This is a genomic window from Ruegeria sp. YTSA108, assembly GCF_059610185.1.
Genome location: NZ_JBXWND010000013.1, coordinates 104,101 through 125,098, shown reverse-complemented (window position 1 = coordinate 125,098; position 20,998 = coordinate 104,101). Strand labels below are relative to the sequence as shown.

21 protein-coding genes are annotated in these 20,998 nt (G+C 55.0%); 9 read left to right on the top strand and 12 right to left on the bottom strand.

Going from position 1 to position 20,998, the window contains the following annotated elements; all coding sequences use genetic code 11:
- Window positions 1–333: 333 nt before the first annotated feature.
- Window positions 334–1,179: an EamA family transporter gene (locus AC2FHW_RS16995; protein WP_496822296.1), complete on the bottom strand. Its 846-nt coding sequence runs from the start codon at window positions 1,177–1,179 to the stop codon at window positions 334–336.
- Window positions 1,180–1,318: 139 nt separating this feature from the next.
- Here AC2FHW_RS16995 and AC2FHW_RS16990 point away from each other — a divergent pair, with 139 nt between their 5' ends.
- The gene (locus AC2FHW_RS16990; protein WP_142638472.1) at window positions 1,319–1,753 is read left to right on the top strand and encodes a group II truncated hemoglobin; all 435 of its coding nucleotides are present in this window, start codon (window positions 1,319–1,321) and stop codon (window positions 1,751–1,753) included.
- 432 nt (window positions 1,754–2,185) lie between these two features.
- Here the strand turns inward: AC2FHW_RS16990 and glnT are convergent, their stop codons facing one another.
- The 6 genes from glnT to AC2FHW_RS16960 all read right to left on the bottom strand — a co-directional run bounded on the left by glnT (window position 2,186) and on the right by AC2FHW_RS16960 (window position 8,307).
- Entirely contained in the window at window positions 2,186–3,514 is a 1,329-nt protein-coding gene (gene glnT / locus AC2FHW_RS16985; RefSeq protein ID WP_142638474.1) for a type III glutamate--ammonia ligase, read from the bottom strand.
- A gap of 80 nt (window positions 3,515–3,594) precedes the next feature.
- Window positions 3,595–4,923 (bottom strand): FMN-binding glutamate synthase family protein, encoded by a 1,329-nt coding sequence (locus tag AC2FHW_RS16980; protein ID WP_142638687.1) that lies wholly within the window; start codon window positions 4,921–4,923, stop codon window positions 3,595–3,597.
- A 20-nt stretch (window positions 4,924–4,943) separates the two neighbouring features.
- Window positions 4,944–5,627 (bottom strand): GltB/FmdC/FwdC-like GXGXG domain-containing protein, encoded by a 684-nt coding sequence (locus AC2FHW_RS16975; RefSeq protein ID WP_142638476.1) that lies wholly within the window; start codon window positions 5,625–5,627, stop codon window positions 4,944–4,946.
- A gap of 1 nt (window position 5,628) precedes the next feature.
- Window positions 5,629–6,558: a class II glutamine amidotransferase gene (locus tag AC2FHW_RS16970; protein WP_142638478.1), complete on the bottom strand. Its 930-nt coding sequence runs from the start codon at window positions 6,556–6,558 to the stop codon at window positions 5,629–5,631.
- Window positions 6,559–6,706: 148 nt separating this feature from the next.
- Window positions 6,707–6,922 carry a hypothetical protein gene (locus tag AC2FHW_RS16965; protein WP_496822294.1) on the bottom strand — a complete coding sequence of 72 codons (216 nt, stop codon included), beginning with the start codon at window positions 6,920–6,922 and terminating at the stop codon, window positions 6,707–6,709.
- An 11-nt stretch (window positions 6,923–6,933) separates the two neighbouring features.
- Window positions 6,934–8,307 (bottom strand): ammonium transporter, encoded by a 1,374-nt coding sequence (locus tag AC2FHW_RS16960; protein ID WP_271951763.1) that lies wholly within the window; start codon window positions 8,305–8,307, stop codon window positions 6,934–6,936.
- Window positions 8,308–8,646: 339 nt separating this feature from the next.
- Between AC2FHW_RS16960 and AC2FHW_RS16955 the strand changes: the two genes are divergently transcribed.
- Genes AC2FHW_RS16955 through AC2FHW_RS16935 form a run of 5 tightly spaced genes read left to right on the top strand, consistent with a single transcriptional unit; the run spans window position 8,647 to window position 13,009 of the window.
- Complete coding sequence (locus AC2FHW_RS16955) at window positions 8,647–9,792, top strand: aminomethyl transferase family protein (RefSeq protein ID WP_496822292.1); 1,146 nt, start codon at window positions 8,647–8,649, stop codon at window positions 9,790–9,792.
- A gap of 54 nt (window positions 9,793–9,846) precedes the next feature.
- On the top strand, window positions 9,847–10,443 hold the full coding sequence (locus AC2FHW_RS16950) for a dimethylamine monooxygenase subunit DmmA family protein (protein WP_496822290.1): 597 nt from the start codon (window positions 9,847–9,849) through the stop codon (window positions 10,441–10,443).
- The gene (locus tag AC2FHW_RS16945; protein ID WP_271951768.1) at window positions 10,440–11,402 is read left to right on the top strand and encodes a PDR/VanB family oxidoreductase; all 963 of its coding nucleotides are present in this window, start codon (window positions 10,440–10,442) and stop codon (window positions 11,400–11,402) included. Before AC2FHW_RS16950 ends, AC2FHW_RS16945 begins: the two co-directional genes overlap by 4 nt.
- 13 nt (window positions 11,403–11,415) lie before the next feature.
- Window positions 11,416–12,483, top strand: coding sequence for a heme-dependent oxidative N-demethylase family protein (locus tag AC2FHW_RS16940; RefSeq protein WP_142638490.1), 1,068 nt, complete (start codon window positions 11,416–11,418; stop codon window positions 12,481–12,483).
- Window positions 12,484–12,490: 7 nt separating this feature from the next.
- Entirely contained in the window at window positions 12,491–13,009 is a 519-nt protein-coding gene (locus tag AC2FHW_RS16935) for a GNAT family N-acetyltransferase (protein WP_496822289.1), read from the top strand.
- Here the strand turns inward: AC2FHW_RS16935 and AC2FHW_RS16930 are convergent.
- Together AC2FHW_RS16930 and AC2FHW_RS16925 are read right to left on the bottom strand one after the other, a co-directional pair.
- Window positions 12,987–13,643: a helix-turn-helix domain-containing protein gene (locus AC2FHW_RS16930; RefSeq protein WP_185956716.1), complete on the bottom strand. Its 657-nt coding sequence runs from the start codon at window positions 13,641–13,643 to the stop codon at window positions 12,987–12,989. The two genes, AC2FHW_RS16935 and AC2FHW_RS16930, sit on opposite strands and share 23 nt — an antisense overlap.
- Before the next feature lie 237 nt (window positions 13,644–13,880).
- Window positions 13,881–14,903 carry a helix-turn-helix domain-containing protein gene (locus tag AC2FHW_RS16925; RefSeq protein WP_496822287.1) on the bottom strand — a complete coding sequence of 341 codons (1,023 nt, stop codon included), beginning with the start codon at window positions 14,901–14,903 and terminating at the stop codon, window positions 13,881–13,883.
- 137 nt (window positions 14,904–15,040) lie between these two features.
- Between AC2FHW_RS16925 and AC2FHW_RS16920 the strand changes: the two genes are divergently transcribed.
- A complete protein-coding gene (locus AC2FHW_RS16920; RefSeq protein ID WP_496822285.1) occupies window positions 15,041–16,063 on the top strand; it encodes an alpha/beta hydrolase family protein in 1,023 nt (340 codons plus the stop codon).
- A gap of 95 nt (window positions 16,064–16,158) precedes the next feature.
- Here AC2FHW_RS16920 and AC2FHW_RS16915 read toward each other — a convergent pair whose 3' ends face one another.
- Window positions 16,159–16,575, bottom strand: a complete 417-nt coding sequence (locus tag AC2FHW_RS16915) for a helix-turn-helix domain-containing protein (RefSeq protein ID WP_142638500.1) — start codon at window positions 16,573–16,575, stop codon at window positions 16,159–16,161.
- Window positions 16,576–16,645: 70 nt separating this feature from the next.
- Between AC2FHW_RS16915 and AC2FHW_RS16910 the strand changes: the two genes are divergently transcribed.
- Both AC2FHW_RS16910 and AC2FHW_RS16905 read left to right on the top strand, forming a co-directional pair.
- The gene (locus AC2FHW_RS16910) at window positions 16,646–17,896 is read left to right on the top strand and encodes an MFS transporter (protein ID WP_496697952.1); all 1,251 of its coding nucleotides are present in this window, start codon (window positions 16,646–16,648) and stop codon (window positions 17,894–17,896) included.
- A gap of 23 nt (window positions 17,897–17,919) precedes the next feature.
- Window positions 17,920–18,816, top strand: a complete 897-nt coding sequence (locus AC2FHW_RS16905) for an alpha/beta fold hydrolase (protein ID WP_496822283.1) — start codon at window positions 17,920–17,922, stop codon at window positions 18,814–18,816.
- Window positions 18,817–19,327: 511 nt separating this feature from the next.
- Here the strand turns inward: AC2FHW_RS16905 and AC2FHW_RS16900 are convergent.
- Window positions 19,328–19,792, bottom strand: a complete 465-nt coding sequence (locus AC2FHW_RS16900; RefSeq protein WP_496692826.1) for a hypothetical protein — start codon at window positions 19,790–19,792, stop codon at window positions 19,328–19,330.
- Window positions 19,793–19,924: 132 nt separating this feature from the next.
- Window positions 19,925–20,995, bottom strand: a complete 1,071-nt coding sequence (locus AC2FHW_RS16895; protein WP_496822281.1) for a polyprenyl synthetase family protein — start codon at window positions 20,993–20,995, stop codon at window positions 19,925–19,927.
- Window positions 20,996–20,998 lie beyond the last annotated feature (3 nt).

Here is a 20,998-nt window from a genome sequence, read left to right as displayed (position 1 = left end):
ACAATCGCATGCCTGCTGGCCAACACCCTGACCGCCGCATGCCGCGCAAACAAACTCCCCGAACCAGAAGGCCTGACGGCTTAAAACGAGGCCGCCGCTGTTCAAACTGCGGCTGTTCTTTTTTCCGTTCTGATTTAGGTAGGTATTGGCGACCTTCTAGGTCGTAACTTGTGCATGGTGATCGTATCCATTGGCGTGTCGCCTCCCAATTCCCTCCGATCCCCCCTACTACGAGCGTTGTGTGAATCCGGACCGCCACGCTCAGGCGAGATTGAGTGCCTGCCAAACAGCCCGGCTGCAGCCCATCAGGCACGTCAATTCGCAAGGCCGTCCTCAGAGCGCGAGATAGCCGATTCCGGCAAACGCGACGACACAACCAAGCCACTGGCTTGGTGACATACGCTCTTTCAAGATTGCCCAGGCAAGGACAACAGTCAGTAGTCCAAAAACCGAAGCCGCGACGGATGCATATTGGGCATTGGGCAACCTACCGGCCGCGACCACACTGAGAATTGCGACCGCATCCAGTAAACCCAATAAGCACAAAAGGGGCAGTGCTTTTGTGCCGGGCCAAATCGACTTGCGAGACGCAAAAGCTATCGCTGCCAGAACCAGAATTGCCGTAAGTCGACCGATTAGAGACACGGTGTATTCGTCGCTGATCTCTGCCGCGTATTGCCCCAGGGCAAATGCTGCGGCGAACCCGGTTGCGGCCAGCAAAGACAAGACAATGGTTGGGCCACGGGCAGGGTAGGTTGTCTCGGTTTTGTCTGAGCGGGCTGCGACGATGGATACTCCGAGGCCGATCGCAATTACGGCCAACCAGTGCCATGCACTGACAGTCGAGCCGCGCCAAATTGCGACGGTGACGGACAAGACCGGATAGCTGGCAACTAGCGGCGCAACCAAGCGCACGGGCCCCCGATGAAAAGCCTCGTACATGCTGAGCCCGGCCAAGAGGTAAAAAAAACCTGCTGCAATCGCATAAGCCATCGCGTTGCCCGACATGGGGTTGATGTCGCCCCAGGCTGCAACCATCCCGATCTGCAGGATGGCACCAAAGAGTAACACAAACATAAGCGAGGCGACCACGCTGACGGACTGGCTGATATAGCGGACCGAGAGATCATGAATGCCCCAGCACAACGCAGCTAGCAACCCGAGTGCAAGGGCGCTCATGTAAGGGAAGATTGTTGTAGTGTCGACCATATTGGCATGTGTTCGGTCCCAGATATCAACAGCGCCAAGATGTCACTGTTGATAAACTAATATTCCTGTTATGCAATAAACTAGGCACTGGAGACCCGGAGAATCCACTATGTCCTCGGCTTTGGATCAACTTGGAGGCGAAGAGAGCCTGCGCGCGCTTGTCGAACAATTTTATGATCGAATGGAGGCCGATCCGGCTGTGTATTCCTTGCACCGGCTGCATTTTCGGGGTCACGGATTGAACCATACAAGGCAAGCACAGTTCGAGTTCCTCAGCGGTTTTTTGGGCGGCCGAGCTTATTACCGGGAACGATTTGGCCACATGGATTTACGGGAAATACATGCCCATGTGCCTATTCGCGAGGCCGATGCAGAGCTTTGGCTGGAAACCTTTGACGCCGCTTTGGAAGATTGTGAACTGCGCGGCCCGGCGGTGGATAAAATGCGAACCTCCCTGCGACGTGCGGCATTGATGCTTGTTAACGACGTTCCCGACTGGCGCATCGAGGTGGATAGGAAAAAAGGACAAGAAGTCCCAGAATAGGCTATTTGCAGGGTCTCGAAATCAGTCGTCAAACAACCAACCGTTCAGATTAGATGAAGCCGGTCTTAAGTATTGAACGTCATAGAGATTTGCTCGATCGCGATATCGTCGTTTAGGTGTCATCTTTTGCACAGCACCCTTAGCCCATGCCCTGATTGACTTCTTTTCGGCCGCAAGCCAGGGATGGTTCCGATTTCCCAGACAACCAAGGGGCTGCCCAAAGCAGCTGTGCAATGCGGGGATTGGGTTCCCGTCTTAAAGGCGCACAATTTCAACGGAATCCCCGTTTGACGATATGTGTGCAAAAGACGCGCCGCGATCTTCGCCCGGCGCGTGTTGACTGAAAAAACATCCCGGCGTGATCGTTGTAGGTGAATGAACAACAAGGCCGCGGCACAGGCCGCAACCTCGATGTCTTCCAGTTTTACCGGATCAGATATCCAGCGTGTTTTCCTTTTCCCAGCGCGAGAAATGCGACACGAAGGAATTCCACTCCTGATGCTTCATCTTCAGGAAAGCAGACGAGAATTCGGCGCCCATCATGCCCTTCAGGTCTTTGTCTTTGTCGTATTCGCGCAGTGCATCAAGCATGTTCAACGGCAACTTTGGTGCTCCGCGCACTTTATGGCCTTCGGCATACATATCGATATCCCAGCGCTTGCCAGGGTCTGCTTTGGATCGGATACCTGACAGTCCAGCCGCAATGATCACGGCCTGAAGCAGGTAGGGGTTGGTTGCTCCGTCCGGCAGACGCAATTCAAACCGCCCGGGGCCGGGCACACGCACCATGTGAGTCCGGTTGTTGCCCGTCCATGTCACGGTGTTGGGCGCCCATGTTGCACCCGACATCGTCCGCGGCGCGTTGATGCGTTTGTAGCTGTTCACCGTGGGGTTGGTGATCGCGGCCAGTGCTGACGCGTGCTTCATGATGCCGCCGAGGAAGTGCTTGCCACGCTCTCCCAGACCAACCTCACCGGTCGGGCCGTCGCCCTCGCCTGCAAACACGTTAGTCTTGGCCGCATCGCCTGGCGCATCCCAGACCGAGATATGCGCATGACAGCCATTACCGGTCAGGCCTTCCACCGGTTTCGGCATGAACGTCGCACGCAGCCCGTGTTTTTCAGCAACCGATTTGGTCATGAACTTGAAGAAAGAGTGTTTATCAGCAGTGCGCAGAACGTCGTCAAATTCCCAATTCATCTCGAACTGGCCGTTGGCGTCCTCGTGGTCGTTCTGATAAGGTCCCCAGCCCAGTTCCAGCATGTAGTCACAGATTTCGCGCACGACATCATACCGGCGCATCACGGCCTGTTGGTCATAGCAAGGCTTTTCAGCTGTATCGAAAGGATCGCTAATCTGCTCTCCGTCCGGTGTCATCAGGAAGAACTCGGCTTCGATACCGGTTTTGACATGCATTCCTTCGCTTGCAGCTTCGTCGATCAGGCGGCGCAATACGTTACGAGGGGCTTGCGCGACATCGCTGCCTTCCATAACGCAGTTGCCAGCAACCCAAGCCACTTCGGGCTTCCAGGGCAGCTGAATGACCGATGAGGGGTCTGGAACTGCCAGCATGTCAGGATGAGCCGGTGTCATATCCAGCCAGGTGGCGAACCCGGCAAAGCCTGCGCCATCTTGCTGCATGTCGGCAATCGCCTGCGCTGGCACAAGCTTGGCCCGTTGTCCACCGAACAGGTCGGTGAACGAGATCATGAAGTATTTGACGCCTTTTTCTTTTGCGAAAGCTGCGAGATCTGTCGTCACGATTGCTTTCCTTTCCCTGTTGAATTCTAGTTTTTCAAAGCAAAAACGCGGCCCCCATCAGGGAGCCGCGCAGCATCGGTTCAGAACCCTTCCTTACCCGGGTACCAACTGGTGCCCGCCAAGGGGACTCGCGCCATGGCGGCCGCCTCCATTGTCAGGGCACACAGGTCTTCAGGTTCCAGATTGTGCAGGTGATTGTGGCCACATGCACGCGCGATGGTTTGGGCCTCAAGCGCCATCACCTTCAAGTAGTTGCGCAGCCTGCGACCCGCAGCAACCGGGTCAAGACGCGCAGCCAGGTCGGGGTCTTGCGTGGTGATCCCTGCCGGGTCCTGACCTTCGTGCCAATCGTCATAAGCGCCAGTGGTTGTGCCCAGCTTCTGGTATTCGGATTCCCATTTGGGATCGTTGTCCCCAAGGGCCACCAGAGCAGCCGTGCCAATGGCAACTGCATCTGCACCCAGTGCCAATGCCTTGGCCACATCGGCCCCGGTGCGAATGCCGCCCGAGATGACCAACTGAACCTCACGATGTACGCCCAGATCCTGCAATGCCTGAACGGCAGGGCGGATGCATGACAGTGTTGGCAACCCGACATGTTCAATGAATACGTCTTGCGTCGCAGCGGTGCCGCCCTGCATGCCATCCATGACGACAACGTCCGCCCCGGCTTTCACTGCCAATGCAGTGTCGTAGTAGGGGCGCGTGGCGCCAACTTTCACATAGATAGGCACTTGCCAATCAGTGATTTCCCGAAGTTCGAGGATCTTGATCTCAAGGTCGTCCGGCCCTGTCCAGTCTGGATGGCGGCAAGCGGACCGTTGGTCAATGCCTTTGGGCAGGGTTCGCATCTCGGCCACACGGTCACTGATCTTTTGACCCAACAACATACCGCCCCCGCCGGGTTTGGCGCCTTGGCCAACCACAATCTCAATCGCATCAGCCTTACGCAGATCGTTGGGATTCATGCCATAGCGTGAGGGCAGGTATTGATACACCAGCTTGGTTGAGTGGCCACGTTCCTCGGGCGTCATGCCACCATCACCGGTGGTGGTTGACGTGCCCGCTGCGGATGCGCCGCGGCCCAGAGCTTCTTTCGCCGGACCGGACAACGCGCCAAAGCTCATACCCGCAATGGTGATCGGGATATCCAGCTCGATCGGCTTTTTGGCAAAGCGCGTGCCCAACGTTACTGAGGTATCGCAACGTTCCCGATAGCCTTCCAACGGATAGCGCGACACCGACGCACCCAGAAAGAGTAGATCGTCGAAATGAGGAACTTTCCGTTTGGCGCCACCGCCACGAATGTCATAGATACCTGTCGCAGCGGCGCGACGGATCTCAGCATTGATCGGATTGGTAAATGTCGCCGACTGAATCGGCAGGGTGCGGGGGATCTGATCGTCCATATCTTTCATACCCTTCTTCCTCAGTAAGCTGCGGAATTGTCGATGTCGAAATTGTAAAGCTGACGAGCCGAGCCATAGCGTTTGAACTCTTCCGGCTTGGCGTCGCTGCCAGCGCGGTCCAGCAGATCCCTCAGAATATCCAGATGCTCAGGGCGCATTTCTTTCTCGATGCAATCAGCACCGAGGCTTTTGACCGAACCACGCACGAACAGCCGTGCCTCGTAGAGTGAGTCCCCCAGCGCATCGCCCGCATCTCCGCAGACGACCAGATTTCCTGCCTGTGCCATGAAGGCGGACATGTGCCCGATATTGCCATGCACCACGATGTCGATACCTTTCATCGAAATACCGCAGCGCGAGCTTGCGTTGCCCTTGATGACCAGCAACCCACCATGGCCTGTGGCCCCGGCATACTGGCTGGCGTCGCCATCGACGATGACCTGGCCGGACATCATATTCTCAGCCACACCCGGACCAACTGAGCCTTGAACCTTGATGGTCGCCTGTTGGTTCATGCCGGCACAATAGTATCCGGTAGACCCCTTGACCGTCACTTCGATCGGCGCGTCCAGTCCGACAGCAATCGCATGGCTGCCTTTTGGATTTACAATTTCCCAGCTGGTTTGGTTGGTCTCGGCGTTTTGCGCCTGCAGGGACGAGTTCAATCCACGCAGTCCGTCTGCCTCTAAATCATAGGTCTGCATTTCAGGCGGCCTTTTCGTGAGTTGTGGGACTGTCGTTGTGCGACCAGAAATAAACGGTGGCTGGTTCAGGTTCCCAAACTCGGGCGTCTTCAATGCCCGGCAGGTTCACCAAGGCGCGGTATTCGCTGCCAAAGGCAACATATTGATCCGTTTCTGCCATCACTGCAGGCTTGCAAGCGATTGGGTCACGTACGACGCCAAACCCGTCTTTGGTCCCTACTACAAAGGTGAAAAACCCGTCCAGATCATCAATGCTGGATTCCAGAGCTTCCCCTAAAGTGGCGCCATTCATCATTTTCCAGGTCAGGTATGCGGCACCAACTTCGGTGTCGTTCTCTGTCTGGATGGTAACGCCTTCGCGGCGCAACTTGCGGCGCAACGAGTTGTGGTTGGACAGGGATCCGTTGTGAACCAGACATTGATCGGACCCCGTGTTGAACGGATGTGCGCCCATTGTTGTCACGGCGGATTCCGTCGCCATGCGTGTGTGTCCAATGCCATGAGTGCCGCTCATGCCGCTGAGGCTGAAGCGGTCTGCAACATCCTTGGGCAGGCCAACTTCCTTGTAGATTTCGAGGCTTTCGCCACGACTCATGATACGAACCGTCGGCCGGATTTCAGCCAGCGCGGCGCGCGCGGCTTCGAACTGACGGGCGGGAATTTCCAAGACGGCATGTGTATCATTGTCTGCCTGACCAACCGTCACGCCAAGACTTTTGCCTAGCTCATCAGCCAGATCGACAAAGTCCGTTTCGGGGTTGGGGGACTGAACTGTAATCTTGGTTTTGCCATCGGACTCAGAGCCGTAGATTGCAATACCGGCACTATCGGGGCCACGATCTGTCATCGTGATCAGCATGTCTGTCAGCATATTGCCCAGTTGGGGCGCAAGAGACTGGTCTTTGAGGAATAATCCAACAATTCCGCACATGGCTGGCAGATCTCCTTATGTGTTTCATTATGATTCGACGGTACCAACAAATCAGTGGGACATCAATAATCATAGGAAAGTTTTTTTCCTAAGAGGCAATGGGCGCGCCTTGTGTTTTTCGCGCCCATTGCAAGCATTCAAGGCTGGATCAATATCGTTCCAACTGTGCTTTCACCTTTTCTTCGTCACCGGTGTGGCGCGCCTTTTCCAGGTGCTCAGCTTCGCGGACGAATTGGATGCGATGCCAGCCAACCCAGAAGACGACACCAATGACGACCATTAGAACTTCGTAACCTTGGAAGGGATAGACCGGCCCGACTTCGGCCAGATCCACGGCCCAGTTTGTATAACCATTCGTAGACATATCTTACTCCCTCATTTCGCTGCTACGCCGCGGGCGGCCAGTTCTTCTTTATCGGCTTCGATAATGGCAGCTTTGGCGTCCTCATAGGCATGATGTTCAGCGTAATCGAGACCCTGAAGTTCAACTTCTTCCGGGATGCGCAGTACGCCGGCAGCGGATTGCATTTTCGCCAGAGCCCAGCCTGGCAGGAACCCAAGGACAAAGAACATGATGACCGCACCCGTGATCTGACCGATCGGGTTGATGGTTGCATAACCTTCATATGGTGACGAAGGCACGCCCCACAGGACAAAGCCCGCGATGACCAGCCCGACGACACCTGCATAGCCATGCACGGCTACAGCACCGACAGCATCATCCAGCTTGAACCGACGCTCTACCCAGTAGTGCAGATTATAGACGATCACGACGCCGATTGCGGCAATGATCATCGCTTGGATCGGGTGATACAAATCGTTTCCAGCAGACGCGGTGATGATACCGGCCAGACCGCCCGAGAAGGTCCAGAAGGCATCTCCCTTCGAGACGACATAGGCTGCCATCAACCCACCCGACAGCGACATCAGGAAGTTAAAGGTAATCGCCGACAGCGTGGTCGGGGCCAGATAGATGTTGGTTGCAGTCCAGGTGGCGCCAACGATCTGACCGTCGATAACCTCGGGCGAGATTACCGGAACGTTACAGGCGGCATAGAAGCCCCAGAACCCGGTATAGATCAGGAAAATTCCGATGGTCAGCAACCATGGATTATGCGGAGGAATATCCCGCGGCGTTCCATCTTTGGCAAACTTGCCAAGTCGTGGACCCAGTACCATGATCACACCAAGTGCGTAACCACCTGCGATTGCATGGATAACGCCTGACGCATATGCATCGTGATACCCCAAGATGCGCACCATCCAGCCACCATAGTGCCAGCCCCAAGCAGCGTCGATGATCCACCAGACGGACCCGATCATGACTGCATGGACCCACAAAGCCGAGGACCTGATCCGTTCGATCACTGAACCAGAAACAATCGAGGCAGCTGTCCAAGAGAACAGAAGGAACGCGGCCCAGAAGACCCCTGTGATTCTGTCGTCCAAATTGGTTGCCATTGTGTTCGCCCACGGTAGATTTGCGGCACCTGCTTCGGTGTCGAGACCGCCCCAGAACGGAAAGTTCGGGAACGCCCAGTAGATCCACCATCCAAAGAAGAAGAACGTGACCGTCACCAGCGGGATGATCATGATGTTTTTCATCAATGTGTGCATATGGTTACGGGCCCGGCTGGCGCCGACTTCGTACATGCAAAAGCCCACATGGATGAGGAACATGAAGACGACCGTTACCCAGTAATAAAACTCGGTAAAGACCGTCGTAAGTGCATTTAGATTGCCATCCACTTCGTAGTCTCCCTGTTGTTGCAGCAGGAGGTCTTTCTGCGAAGCATTTCCTGCTGGGAATAATTGTATACTAAGGGGACAATCTCATTGGCGACCTGTCAATAGATATGTGGGGCAAACATCTTTAAGGTCTGTGCTTGATGTATGTCCTCACACGTCCAAAAACGCACTAAACCACAGATAAAGAAAAGAAATATCAATATTCCCGGATGTTCTTAGGGTGCAAAAATTGCAGGCAAATATTCCCAACAGGAAAAAATTCTGCACACAAGTGTTGATTTTCAACCCAACATCGGCCTCAATATGGGCAACAAAAACGATCAACGGGAGAACCGAACCATGGCCATTCTTTGGAGGACGTCGGTCCTTGCGCAGCGCCACGCCGAGATCGGCGGCGAGCTTGAAGACTGGAACGGGATGGGGACTGCTTGGTTCTATGACCAAAGCCCTGAACGCGCCAAAGCTGACTACGAAGCAATTCGGACCAAAGCTGGTCTTATGGATGTTTCCGGTTTGAAAAAGGTTCACGTGGTTGGTGAGGATGCCGCCTATGTCATTGATCGTGTCACCACGCGGAACGTCGAAAAGATCATGCCGGGGCGGTCGACCTATGCCTCGATCCTGAATGCCGAAGGCAAGTTTGTTGATGATTGCATCATCTATCGCCTGTCGGTGAACACGTGGCTGGTGGTGCATGGCACAGGCACCGGAATGGAGCAGCTGACATCCGTGGCGGCGGGTAAGAATTGTTCGGTCATCTTCGATGATGACATGCATGACATGTCGCTGCAGGGTCCGGTGGCTGTAGACTTCCTGGCTAAGCACATCCCCGGAATTCGCGATCTGGCCTATTTCGGCATCATGCAGACCAAGCTATATGGCTGCCCGGTGATGATTTCGCGGACCGGCTATACCGGTGAGCGCGGGTATGAGATCTTCTGTCAGGCCAAGCACGCCGTTCACTTGTGGGACAGCATTCTGGCTGATGGCAAGGATATGGGCATCGTCCCGGTCCAGTTCTCGACGCTCGACCTGTTGCGCACCGAAAGCTACCTGCTGTTTTACCCCGGCGACAATTCCGAAACCTATCCGTTCGATGGCGATACCTGCGGCGATACACTGTGGGAACTGGGCCTGGATTTCACTGTCTCACCTGGAAAAACCGGCTTTATCGGCGCCGAGAACCACTATGCATCGCAAGGCAAAGAGCGGTTTAAGATCTATGGCGTCAAACTGAACGGCACGACGCCGGCGGATGAAGGCGCGGATCTGCTGCAAAACGGCGAGAAAGTCGGCGTTGTCACCTTCGGCATGTATTCTGATATCAATGGTCACAATGTGGGTATCGCGCGGATGCCGGTCGCATGTGCATCACCCGGCACCAAGCTGACGGTGCGCAACGGCGATGGGACAGAAATAACGGCAACTGCGGAAGAGATGCCGTTCTACGATCAGGACAAATCGATCAGAACCGCAAAGGGCTGAGTTTCAGGGGGCGCGACGGACACACCGTGGCGCCCTTTTCCTATTGAGGGCACAATGTCAAAGTTCGAATTTCCCAAGTCAATCGCAAGCCGCCCGGTCTGGGGCACGCTAGAGGTTCGCCAGGGCGAACATCATCTCATGATAGCCGAGGCTGAAGGGGCCGAAGCCATTCTCGACATCGCAACACCTGACCTGATGGCCAAAACCCATCTGATCTATATCCCGAAAGGCACGGATTTCGCGGAAAAGCTAAGGGCATTGAACCCTGCTCAGTTCTATGAAGGTCCGTCTTTCGAGGCGTCTCTGCCGCGCATTCGCAGGGTTCTGGAGGACGCGCATATGGGATTGCAGGTCTACCTGACCGGCACCGAAGGCATGATGGGGCAGGCCATGAATGAAGTGATGGCTGTGGGTCTGCCACACACGGCGATCCAGACCGAACATCGCGGATCGGTCGCCCGTCGGATGCAATGCGTGCATTGCAAAGGCATCACCGAAGACGTCGAGATTGACCCGTTTGTCTGTTCACAATGCGGCCTAAACCTGTTTGTGCGCGATCACTACTCCCGCCGTCTTGCCGCCTATCAGGGCGTCCGTATCGACGCCGAGGATCATGGTAATGTGCCCGAGTCGAAGGGGATTTACGAATGAGCGGTGCTGAGAAAATTCAGGTCAAGGTGACCGAGATCACTCCGCTGAACGAATTGGTGACGCGGTTCAGGTTCGAACGTATCGACGGCGCGCCATTACCAACCTTTTCGGGCGGGGCACATACTGTGGTCGAAATGCAGGATGGTGCCATTACACGGCTTAACCCCTATTCGTTGATGTCAGATCCGTTTGATCAGTCATCTTATACAATTTCGGTTCGACGCGATGATGAGGGCAGGGGTGGTTCGCTGTTCATGCACCGCCAGGTCAAGCTGGGCGACGAGATGACCATCAGCTATCCGGTCAACTTGTTTTCACTGGACTTGCGCGCCCGCAAGCATCTGTTTCTGGCCGGTGGCATCGGGATCACCCCGTTTCTGGCTCAGATCAAACAGTTGGAACTGCTGCACGGGCATTGGGAGTTGCATTACGCCTGCCGAAACACTGCCTTGGCATCTTATGCTGAGCAACTGACAGACAGACATCCGAACGAAACCCATCTGTACTATGACGATCAGAACCAGGCGATTGATCTGAAAAATCTGCTCAGCGGGCAACCCCTGGGAACGCATGTGTATGTGTGTGGTCCAAAGGGCATGATCGACTGGGTCCGAAACACGGCTGCCGCCGAAGGCTGGCCCGAAGATTGCGTGCACTACGAAGAGTTCCTGGCGCCTCAGCCCGGCAAACCGTTCGAGGTGCGCTTGGCGGCATCGGATAAGGTCATTCATGTGGGTGAAAACGAAAGCCTGCTGGAGGCCATCGAACGTGAAGGCGTGGACGCACCATATCTGTGCCGCGGTGGGGCCTGCGGTCAGTGCGAAACCGTTGTGCTCGACCATGAAGGTAATTTCGTTCACCGCGATCACTGGCTGACCGGCGAAGAAAAGGCCGCGGGCAAGAAAATCATGCCCTGTGTATCGCGCTTCGAGGGCAAATCCCTCGTGCTGGACCGTTGAGAGGAGGCCCAACATGACCATTCAATTCAACGACGAATCCTTCCGCGATGACTATACGTTTCACAACTCGGACTGGGCGATCAAACGCTTTCCGTTTCCGTTTCACGAAGACAGCTATATGTATTCGGTCAACATGGAACAGCATCGCGGCGGGCCCAAAGGATCGGTCTACGAGATGCGATTCGACGTCGACGAACACTATGTGTCCGAGATGAAAGACCGCGCCATGGTATTGGATCAGGATCCGTTGCGCTGCCAGTCACTGCCGCATATGACTTTGGCCGGTTGGGACTTGCTGGAGCTGATCATGGTCAGCAAATCCGAAGACTATCCCGATCTGTTCGAACTGCATCGCAATGGCAACCAGTGGCGCTGGGTCAACAAACCGATGGGCATTGATCACAGCTTTACCTTCATGGACGAAACCACGCTTCCGTACGGGCCGATGGAATACATCACCCGTCAGGCACAGGGTGATTTCGCCGTGCTGGATCAGCGTGACGAGATGCTGTGGATGGACGCGGGAATGGTGACGACCCAAGCGGATTGGAGCCTGGATTTTGACATCGGAATGAACTTTTTCGAATGGCACGCGCCGGTTCCCAAAGCCCATGAAATGGGCATTTTCCAACGCGCCCTGAAATTCCTGCTGAACATTCAACAGGGTGCCCCGGCACGGCGTCTGAATTGGACTATGACAGTGAATCCGCTGCTGGATACCAGCCCGGAGAACTATCACAAATGGGGTATCCAGAAGACGACGCTGACACCTGAAAACATAGCGCACAAACAGTATCTGCGGGTCGAGTTGCAAACCTTTTTCCGCCTGCCGCGATCCAACGCCCTGGTATTCCCGATCCGCTGCTACCTGTGTAGTTTTCAGGACCTGATGACCGTTCCCAAATGGGGCCGCCGTCTGCATCGGGTCATCCGGGACCTGCCGGTCGAGCTGGCAACCTATAAAGGGTTCATCGATAACCGCCCCATGATGTTGGACTATCTCAGCCAGTTTGACGACGGGTTGCCCACGTCTCCGGGGATATGGCCGGATTTGGAAACGGAACCGCCTTTGTCTAAGTAAGCGAGACTTGCGAAATTTCTCAACTCATATGATTGATCCGGGCGAAGCGCCTTGGCCCATCTCGAGTGACGATTTTGCATTGTATGACGTGCTTGCGCTGCTTCGCGCGTCATTTCAGTACATGGATGCCCGGATCGACCCTCCGTCTTCTGTCCATAGTCTGAACGTGGAAGGAATGCAGGTGCATTGTCAGGGTGGCGGCGAAATCTGGGCCGTTGGGCGACCACTTTTCGCGTGTATGTTTCTGACGCCCAAGCCCGACAGTTTGTACCTTGGAAAGCTTGCGGTGAAGGATGGATTGCGGGGTCAGGGTATCGGCCGCAGGTTGGTGGATCATGCTGCACGCCGTGCTGCAGAGCTTGGCTTACCTGCGCTGGAACTGGAAACACGCGTGGAACTTACTGAAAACCATCGCGTATTTTCGAGGCTGGGGTTCACGATTGTAAGCACGGGCAGTCGCGAAGGTTATGATAGACCCACAGATTTCTTATTGCGCAAACCGATCAGTTTGTCTGCGGATAGCTGATCACTGATATATACCGCGCCGGCAGACTGACAAGCCGTTCGGGCCCATGCGGAGCATCTGCATCAAAGAACAGGGTATCGCCGGGTTTTAGCGGGTAAATCTGGTCCCCGTGGCGGTAATCCACCTCACCGTCCAGCATGTAAATCGTCTCGATCCCGCCATGTTGGAAAGTTGGGAACACATCTGATTCAGCGGTCAGGGTAATCAGATACGGTTCGACGATCACGCCGGATCCGTTGGCACCAATATGTCCCAACAGGTTATATTGATGGTTCGCACGTGTTCCTTCACGCTCCAGTTCGACGCCTTCTCCTGCTTTTGTATGAACCGCCTCGCGGCGTTCTTCAAACTGTCGGAAAAAGCTTGTCAAAGGAACCGAAAGCGCATCCGCCAGCGATTGCAGAGTCGTCAAGGAGGGCGACGTATTTCCGTTTTCGATCTTGGACAGCATGCCAATCGACAGGCCGGTCAACTGGGCCAGCTCTGCGACCGTTATGTTCTGCTGTTTGCGAAAGGCACGAACCTCGCGGCCGATGGCAACTTCAAGAACTTTCTCTCTGTCACCCGAACGAACGGAATGTGGGTCCTGCGTCAGGTTTGCTGCCATTTCTTTGTCGCGTTTTTTCAATTTCATTCTTTCAACGTCTTGCTACACGTGTCCAAACCGGTTCTGCAAGCAGGCACGGCGCAATACCCAATTCAATTCGGATTACCATAGCATCAGTTTTTCCTGATAGTAATATAATCAAGCTGACAGAAAACAGAATAGAGATCGGATTCTCACTGTTTGACGGCTTTCACGGCTCTGACGCCGATGTCCTAAATCAAGGTTCGGTAGCTGTGGCAAGGATGCTTGGTGCACCGGAACGTCTTAGGTTTTGACCCTTTCATCGGGCACTTCCACAAGAGACCTCAACCAGCGACGCGGATTGACGCCGATCACCCTTAAGAACTCGCGGTTGAAGTTCGACTTGGTGTTAAACCCGCTGGCCAGCATCGCCTCGGTCACCGATTTTCCAGTCTTCATTACGGTGCAAGCGTGAGATATCCGATGCCTATTGATGTAGCGAGACACATTCTCGCTTTTGCCTTTGTTGATTGCGCTTGAAAGCTGCTTTTCTGGAACATGCAATTTTCGGGCCAACCGGGCCAATGTGAGATCGGGATCGAGATATGGCTTATGTGTTTCCATATAGGCGTCGAGCTTTTCGACAATAGCGGTGTCACGGGTTTTATCTTGCTTGGAATACGCATCGCGCGTGTCAGAGCCAATGCTCTGACTTTCGATTGCATGCGATAGGCTGAGCGCCCCTAATATGAGCAGTGTGATTGCGGAAAACAGGCTTGGCAGCCAGAGCAAGACCTCGGTGTCTCCGGATGCAAGGCGGACTGCAATGAATATGTCGCTGCCTGCTGAGGCGATCAAAGCGATGGCCAGAACACGCCAAACCCAAACAATCATGCGCCCGTTTTCTAAGCGGCTATGGGGCAAACAATCTTCGCCGCGCAAGAGCATAGACGCGATGGCGATACCGTATGCCGCAAAGAGAAAGGGGATCAACACGTCCAGCGCTTCGGGTTGGGTTGCCAGAAAACTTATCGCAAGGGCCGGACCTACCGCATGCAAATACAAGTCCTGTCTGCGCAGATAACCCACCGAGGCCTGACGAAAGGACAGCCACGCGGATGCGGCAATTACAGTCGCAAGAATGGGCTGAACGACCCTGAGACCCGTAAAGCCATAATATTGCACAAGCGCGATAACCGCACTTTGTGCTGCGCAGCATCCGATGAGGACCAAAAGCGTGGGATGGGTTTTGCGGGTCAGAAAGCGATGTGAAAGAAAGCCCGAAAGCAGCAGGGCAGTAATCATTGGGATCGGTAGAACTGGCATCAGGGGGGTCCGTTTTCGTCTGTCATAGGACCTAAATCCTGATCTGCGCGACCTTAAACCGGATTCAGGTCGTATGAAATCCCGACAGCGTCTGAATGTAGGCCGACACTAATGCCACCCTACAAAAAAGGCGCGCCATGAAACTTCCTCTTCTTACCCTCGTCATGACCCTTTGGGCGGGCACGGAAATTGCTGCACAAGATGTCGGCCTCGTCGAATTGACGATTGCCGCACCTCATCATGATCAGGACATGCAAATGGCTGTCATGTTCCCTGCGGCAGGTCAGCGCCAGACTATGTTTGCAGAAAATGCAGTGTTCTATGGAACAGCAGTAGTCGAAAACGCCAGGCCGGTGCCAGGGCAACATCCGGTTGTTCTTCTCTCACACGGATGGGGCGGCAATTATGCACGAATGGCGTGGCTTAGTGCGGGGTTGGTCTCGCAAGGTGCAATCGTTGTGGCAGTAAACCATCCAGGTAGCACGACCTTAGATTTGGATTTCGATACCGCATTTAATCATTGGACCCGCGCCCAGGACATGTCCACCGCGTTGGATCACGCGCTGCAAGACCCGGTTTTCGCCCCCCTCATCGACACTTCACGGATCTACGCCACGGGTTTCTCTTATGGTGGCTGGACAGCCCTTTCGCTTGCGGGCGTCCAGGGCAATCGTGACGGATTTTTCGATTATTGCGAGGCCGCAGGGGCAGGGTCACAATTTTGCGCAAAGTTGACGGCAGAGGGTGTCGATGTAACTGCAATCGACCAGGAAAAATATGAGGCATCTTACAAGGATCCACGGGTCAGTGCCGTCGCAGCCATTGATCCGGGACTAACTTGGGATCTTGCGCATAAGGATGTGCGGGACGTGACAGCCTCGCTTTTTCTGATTGGATTGGGCGACGGGGCCGACAGGCTGAATGCAACAGACACGAGCGCCCTGGGAAGCAATTTTGAGACGCTGGTTCCTCAGGCCACGGTGATGACGATCGCGCCCGCAATGCATTTCACCGCGCTTGGATTATGTAAGCCCGCCGGTGAAGCGATTTTGATCGAAGAGCAGGACGATCCTGTTTGCACTGATCCTGGGGGAACGGACCGCGCCCAAGTTCTTGACATGATAATTGACAGTTTGGCCGCTCACTTCGATCTGAATTAGTGTATTTCGGACACTTACATATCGGCATTGCATCCAATGGTGCGGGCCGACCATACCCCTCAGCGGTATACCAAAAATTCGTAGTTGGCTTGCCGCTACCTGCCACTGGCTTTCTTCGTGCCCCGGTGATGGGCGAGATCGATGAGCCGCCTGAATGTTGGGCATTCCAAATGCGATGGCGCCGGGCAATCCGCCACATGTCGCAGGGTATCGCGCAGCGCCGTCAGCTCGCGGATTTGCCGATCCAGCGCATCCGCACGAATGTGAAACTCTTGCCGGGGGATATTCGGAGTTCCATCAAGGCCGAACATCCCCGAGATTTCCTCAAGTGAAAACCCCGCAGATTTGCCCATCGTGATCAGGGCTAGTTGCAATAAGACATCCGGCGTGAACTGCCGACGCAGCCCGTGCCGCGCAACAGACGAGATCAGGCCAAGCTCATCATAGTAACGCAGCGTTGAAGTTGGGGTGCCGGTCTTTTTCGACACCTCGCCTATATCCAAAAGTTTCATGCTTGACCTCAAGTCGACTTGAATTCGTAACGTCGCCTTCTGTAGCGATTCCGACAAGAGGAAAATAGTGGTGCACATCAAATCAAATGCATTGAAGACAACGAGACCCGGCGCTTTGTTGTGTTTCTCCCTGTCCATGCTGCTGGCCTCATTGGGCACCAGCATTGCCAATATCGCCTTGCCTGCAATCGCCCAGGACCTGAAGGCGCCGGTACATCAAGTGCAATGGGTGGTGATCGCATATCTCGCGACACTGACGCTGTTCTCTGTGCTGGCTGGACGACTTGGGGACCGCTTTGGACGACAGCAGATGCTGATCTTCGGGCTTATACTTTTCGCGCTGGCCTCTGCGTTTTGCGGCTTGGCGCCCAATCTCAAGGTGTTGAGTGCCGCGCGGTCTCTTCAGGGAATTGGTGCTGCATTCCTCATGGTGCTGACCGTCGCACTCGTTCGCGATATTTTTGAAACAGAGCGTGTCGGGCAAGCCATGGGCCTGTTGGGCACGATGTCGGCGGTCGGAACTGCACTGGGACCTTCGTTGGGTGGGGTGCTGATTGGAAAACTCGGGTGGCAAGGAGTGTTCTTTGTCCTGGTGCCGATGAGCCTGACTACGGCCATTTTGGCCGTTCGGCTTTTGCCCGCAAGTGTTTCCTCTGGGATAACACCTCTGGTCGGACTAACTGCACTGCGAAAGAGCGGCGCAATCCCCGGCCTTGCGGCAAATTTTCTGGTGGCAAATGTGATGTTGACCACTTTGCTGATAGGCCCCTTCTTTCTGGGGCAGTCTCTTGGGCTGAGCGCGGCGAAAGTGGGGCTTGTCATGTCGGTCGGACCAATCATATCGATCTTCCTCGGCGTCCCATCGGGTCGGCTTGTGGATGCATGGGGGGCGGCGCGTGTTCTGTCGCTTGGGCTCATTGCTCTGACCACCGGGACCTTTGCACTTGCGGTCCTGCCAGTCGCATTCGGTGTCATTGGTTACATTGGCGCAATCAGCATCCTGACACCGGGATACCAGTTGTTTCAGGCGGCCAACAACACCATGATAATGGTAGGGGTTCGGGCAGATCAGCGGGGGACAGTTTCAGGGCTGCTTGGCTTGTCGCGCAATTTGGGCCTTATTTTCGGCGCCTCTGTCATGGGGACGGTCTTTTCCTTTGGGATCGGCGCCCGCACCGTCGAGGCAGCATCTGCTGAAGCGATTGCCAACGGGATGCAGCTCACCTTTGTAATCTGCGGGGTATTGGCCATCGTGGCGTATTGGCTTTCGCGTCGAACTTCGTTGAAGAGCATCACCAGTAAGACAGTTGCGAGACAATGATAAAGGAGATCGCAGTCCTACCGATGAACACTTTTAAACCTGTCCCAATAGACGGCTTGAACGTACAGATTTGGGGGCATGGCGATACGCCCGCGCTCATTTTCCATGGGGGGCCAGGGTCGGGTCTCAACCCGCAGCACACAGCCTATTTCGACGCCGACCGCCATCGGGTGGTTCTTTTTGACCAACGCGGAACAGGGTTGTCGGGCAGAGCTGGTCGGGTCACGGCAAACACGACTCAGCACACCCTATGCGATGCCGAGGCCATCCGGATGGCCCTGGGATATGAAGATTGGATTGTGTTGGGTGGTTCATGGGGTGGCGCACTGGCATTGGCCTACGCATCCGCTCATCCTGATCGGGTACGCGCATTGATCGTGCGCAGCACGCATATCTGCCGTCCTTCAATGGACCAGTGGATGTTGCGCGATAGGGCAAAGCGTTTCGAAGCCGGGCAGCGTGCGCGCGGCCTGTTTCTCGATCCTCTCGACGCGACTGAACAGCTCCATCCTGCCATAGCATGGTTTGCCCGTATGGAAGACAATGACGCGCAAGCACGTGAGGCAGCCCGCCGTGTGATGGCCCTTGAAGATGCGTTTCATGGACCGGAACCCGGCACTGTGCGGCTTCCGGCAGCCGTCACCCAAAGCGACATAAATCGCACCCGCGTGTACCTTTGGTACTGGCTTAATAATTTCTTCCTACCTGCTACCGGCCCCGGAGATCCAAATACAATCGCCGTACTCCCACATCGTTTGATCCATGGAGAGGATGACCTAATATGCCCGATTGAACCTGCCCGTGCCTTTGCCCAAGCTGGAAAGCTTCAATTTGAGGAGATTGAGAGACTGGGTCACAACGGTTTGGCGCCGCAGATGATCGCTGCTGTGCGCCAAGCCGTAGAAGATTTGAGCGGTTGAGTATCAAGCAGAAGCGCGTTCTCTAACAGGACAATCGCGGCAATTCCGAGTGCGCGCAATTTGGGTTCAGGGCATCGTCATTTTTTTGGTTGCGTGAGGTGGCTGAAGCAAAGCGCGATGCCTGACCGCCTTCGATTCCGTATGCGAGAGACGGGGGACAATTCTGGCTGGTCATTTCGCTTCGCGCGTCGATGTTGCTCAGCAGTTTATATCGTTTGCCCGGTAATCTTTTAGTCGATTTTTGTGCCAAGGCGACCCATCTCACCCGATTTAAAAAGCTGTTTGTTCTTGCTCTGCGTTCACGTTGGCTGTGGCACCTAACAACCCAATGGCAGGAATAGTTAAGCTATCTATGAGGCGCATGTTTAGCCTCGCCCGGTGCCAGCTTCATATGAGGCAGATGATTACAAATCGAAATATTTTTCGAAGCTATTTTTCTGCATATGTGCAATCGAAATAGAAAACTCCGACCACGGGCAATACTGCACCGTACCTTCGGGGCAGGATCACTTTAGTCAGCCACAACCTCAAAGGTGACAACGATGGCGGTGTTTTCAGTGCCTCGGGAGTATACGCGCCCCTGATATTGGCCGGGTTCTGCCAGATCATGAATGGTGAGGCTTACGGCAACGTCGACGGCCTGTCCCGGGGGAATACGGACTGCGGAAGGTTGGATGCTCATCTTGTCGGTTGGCAACACGTTGCCGTCGCGGCTGATCATGTCGCCCGGTTCGAACTGCAAGTCGACAACGTCTGCTCCGGCAGGTGCAGCAAAGGACAAGAGAATGGTTCCTGTCTCACCGGGCCTGCAGGGCTTGCGGCAGTGAAAGGGTCCGTCCAGCTGTTGTGTGGTGCTGTTTTCCGCATTCAGAATGCCCCGTGCGATCTGAGATATCGGAAGTGTATCCTGCTCCGGAACGGCCTTGGTGGCCGTGCGGAGAGCGCTGACAAATGGTTTTCGCTCGAAATAAGGCATAGCTTAATGTGCACAGCCTACAGCGTTTAGTAAATGACAAACTTGAAAGGAATGCGTATTGGATTCGGCGGTGGATTCACGGGATTTCGAAATTTAAGATATTGAATATCTACAAAAAAAATAGGGCTAGTGTTAGACCTGACGCGCCACCAGATAATCCATGAACTGACCAAGAAACGCGCACGGCGCCGCATTGGTATTTGCAAATACAAGATCGAATTCCCGACGGGCCGCCGCAAGCAGGTCATTTGCTGCGGCCTGAGCATATTCAATGCAAGAATAGTGGTTCATCCGCGCCAATACCCATTCGACCTCTTGCTCCGAACGGGCCGTTCTTGGCTTTTCTAGAAACTCTGACAGTCGGGACTGTTCCTGCCGATCCGCCTGCGCCCCAAGACGTCCCAGCATCAGCGTGCGTTTGCCTTCGTAGATATCCCCGCCGATCTCTTTGCCGTATTTCCCCTGGCTTCCCACAAGATTCAGAACGTCATCCTGGATCTGAAAGGCGGCCCCCAGAAAAAAGCCGAACGCGTTGAAATCATCCAGATTCAGCGCTCCGGAGGCGACATCGTCCGGGCGCGCGATCAGGGCACCTATACGCATCGGGTGAATGAAGCTGTACCAGCAGGTTTTCTTCAGACACATGGTCAGGTAGTCGGACGGGCTAAGGTCAAGGCGATTGTCTTTTATCCATCCCAATTCAAGAGCTTGGCCCTCGATCGACTCTTTCAGCAGGTGATCAAACTCGTCCACCACGCGCGCGCCGGTCATCGGGCCCAGAGGGCCGAGGTTCTGGCGCAGCAGGCTCAGCGCCAGAGATTGCATGCCGTCGCCGATATTGATCGCCAAAGGCACACCAAGACGTTTGTGCATACATTCCCGACCCCTTCGGAAATCGCTGAGGTCTTCGATATCGTCATGAACCAGAAATGCATTGTGCAGCAATTCGATGACCGCAGCAGCAATTTCGGCATCCTCGGCTTTTCCGCCGAATGCTTCACACGTGGCCAAAAGAAGGGCAGGTCTAAGCCCTTTGCCCGAGGTTTCGATATAGTCCCGCATAGGCCCATAGAGATAGGCTTGCGGCTCACCCGTTGGCATTTTGTCCAACAGTACCTTGCGCGCCTGATCGCCATAACGCGTCAGTTGGTCAAGGAAGCCTTGCGTGGCCGCGGATGCCGGCTGCGCCTTGGGAACAGTCACCTG

Bases quoted from the DNA above. Each gene is read 5' to 3' on its own strand.
- AC2FHW_RS16975 (WP_142638476.1), bottom strand. From the start codon at position 5,627: ATGCAGACCTATGATTTAGAGGCAGACGGACTGCGTGGATTGAACTCG.
- AC2FHW_RS16925 (WP_496822287.1), bottom strand. From the start codon at position 14,903: ATGCCAGTTCTACCGATCCCAATGATTACTGCCCTGCTGCTTTCGGGC.
- AC2FHW_RS16965 (WP_496822294.1), bottom strand. From the start codon at position 6,922: ATGTCTACGAATGGTTATACAAACTGGGCCGTGGATCTGGCCGAAGTC.
- AC2FHW_RS16900 (WP_496692826.1), bottom strand. From the start codon at position 19,792: ATGCCTTATTTCGAGCGAAAACCATTTGTCAGCGCTCTCCGCACGGCC.
- AC2FHW_RS16980 (WP_142638687.1), bottom strand. From the start codon at position 4,923: ATGGACGATCAGATCCCCCGCACCCTGCCGATTCAGTCGGCGACATTT.
- AC2FHW_RS16990 (WP_142638472.1), top strand. From the start codon at position 1,319: ATGTCCTCGGCTTTGGATCAACTTGGAGGCGAAGAGAGCCTGCGCGCG.
- AC2FHW_RS16955 (WP_496822292.1), top strand. From the start codon at position 8,647: ATGGCCATTCTTTGGAGGACGTCGGTCCTTGCGCAGCGCCACGCCGAG.
- AC2FHW_RS16970 (WP_142638478.1), bottom strand. From the start codon at position 6,558: ATGTGCGGAATTGTTGGATTATTCCTCAAAGACCAGTCTCTTGCGCCC.
- AC2FHW_RS16915 (WP_142638500.1), bottom strand. From the start codon at position 16,575: ATGAAACTTTTGGATATAGGCGAGGTGTCGAAAAAGACCGGCACCCCA.
- AC2FHW_RS16950 (WP_496822290.1), top strand. From the start codon at position 9,847: ATGTCAAAGTTCGAATTTCCCAAGTCAATCGCAAGCCGCCCGGTCTGG.
- AC2FHW_RS16930 (WP_185956716.1), bottom strand. From the start codon at position 13,643: ATGAAATTGAAAAAACGCGACAAAGAAATGGCAGCAAACCTGACGCAG.
- AC2FHW_RS16920 (WP_496822285.1), top strand. From the start codon at position 15,041: ATGAAACTTCCTCTTCTTACCCTCGTCATGACCCTTTGGGCGGGCACG.
- AC2FHW_RS16940 (WP_142638490.1), top strand. From the start codon at position 11,416: ATGACCATTCAATTCAACGACGAATCCTTCCGCGATGACTATACGTTT.
- AC2FHW_RS16945 (WP_271951768.1), top strand. From the start codon at position 10,440: ATGAGCGGTGCTGAGAAAATTCAGGTCAAGGTGACCGAGATCACTCCG.
- AC2FHW_RS16905 (WP_496822283.1), top strand. From the start codon at position 17,920: ATGAACACTTTTAAACCTGTCCCAATAGACGGCTTGAACGTACAGATT.
- AC2FHW_RS16995 (WP_496822296.1), bottom strand. From the start codon at position 1,179: ATGAGCGCCCTTGCACTCGGGTTGCTAGCTGCGTTGTGCTGGGGCATT.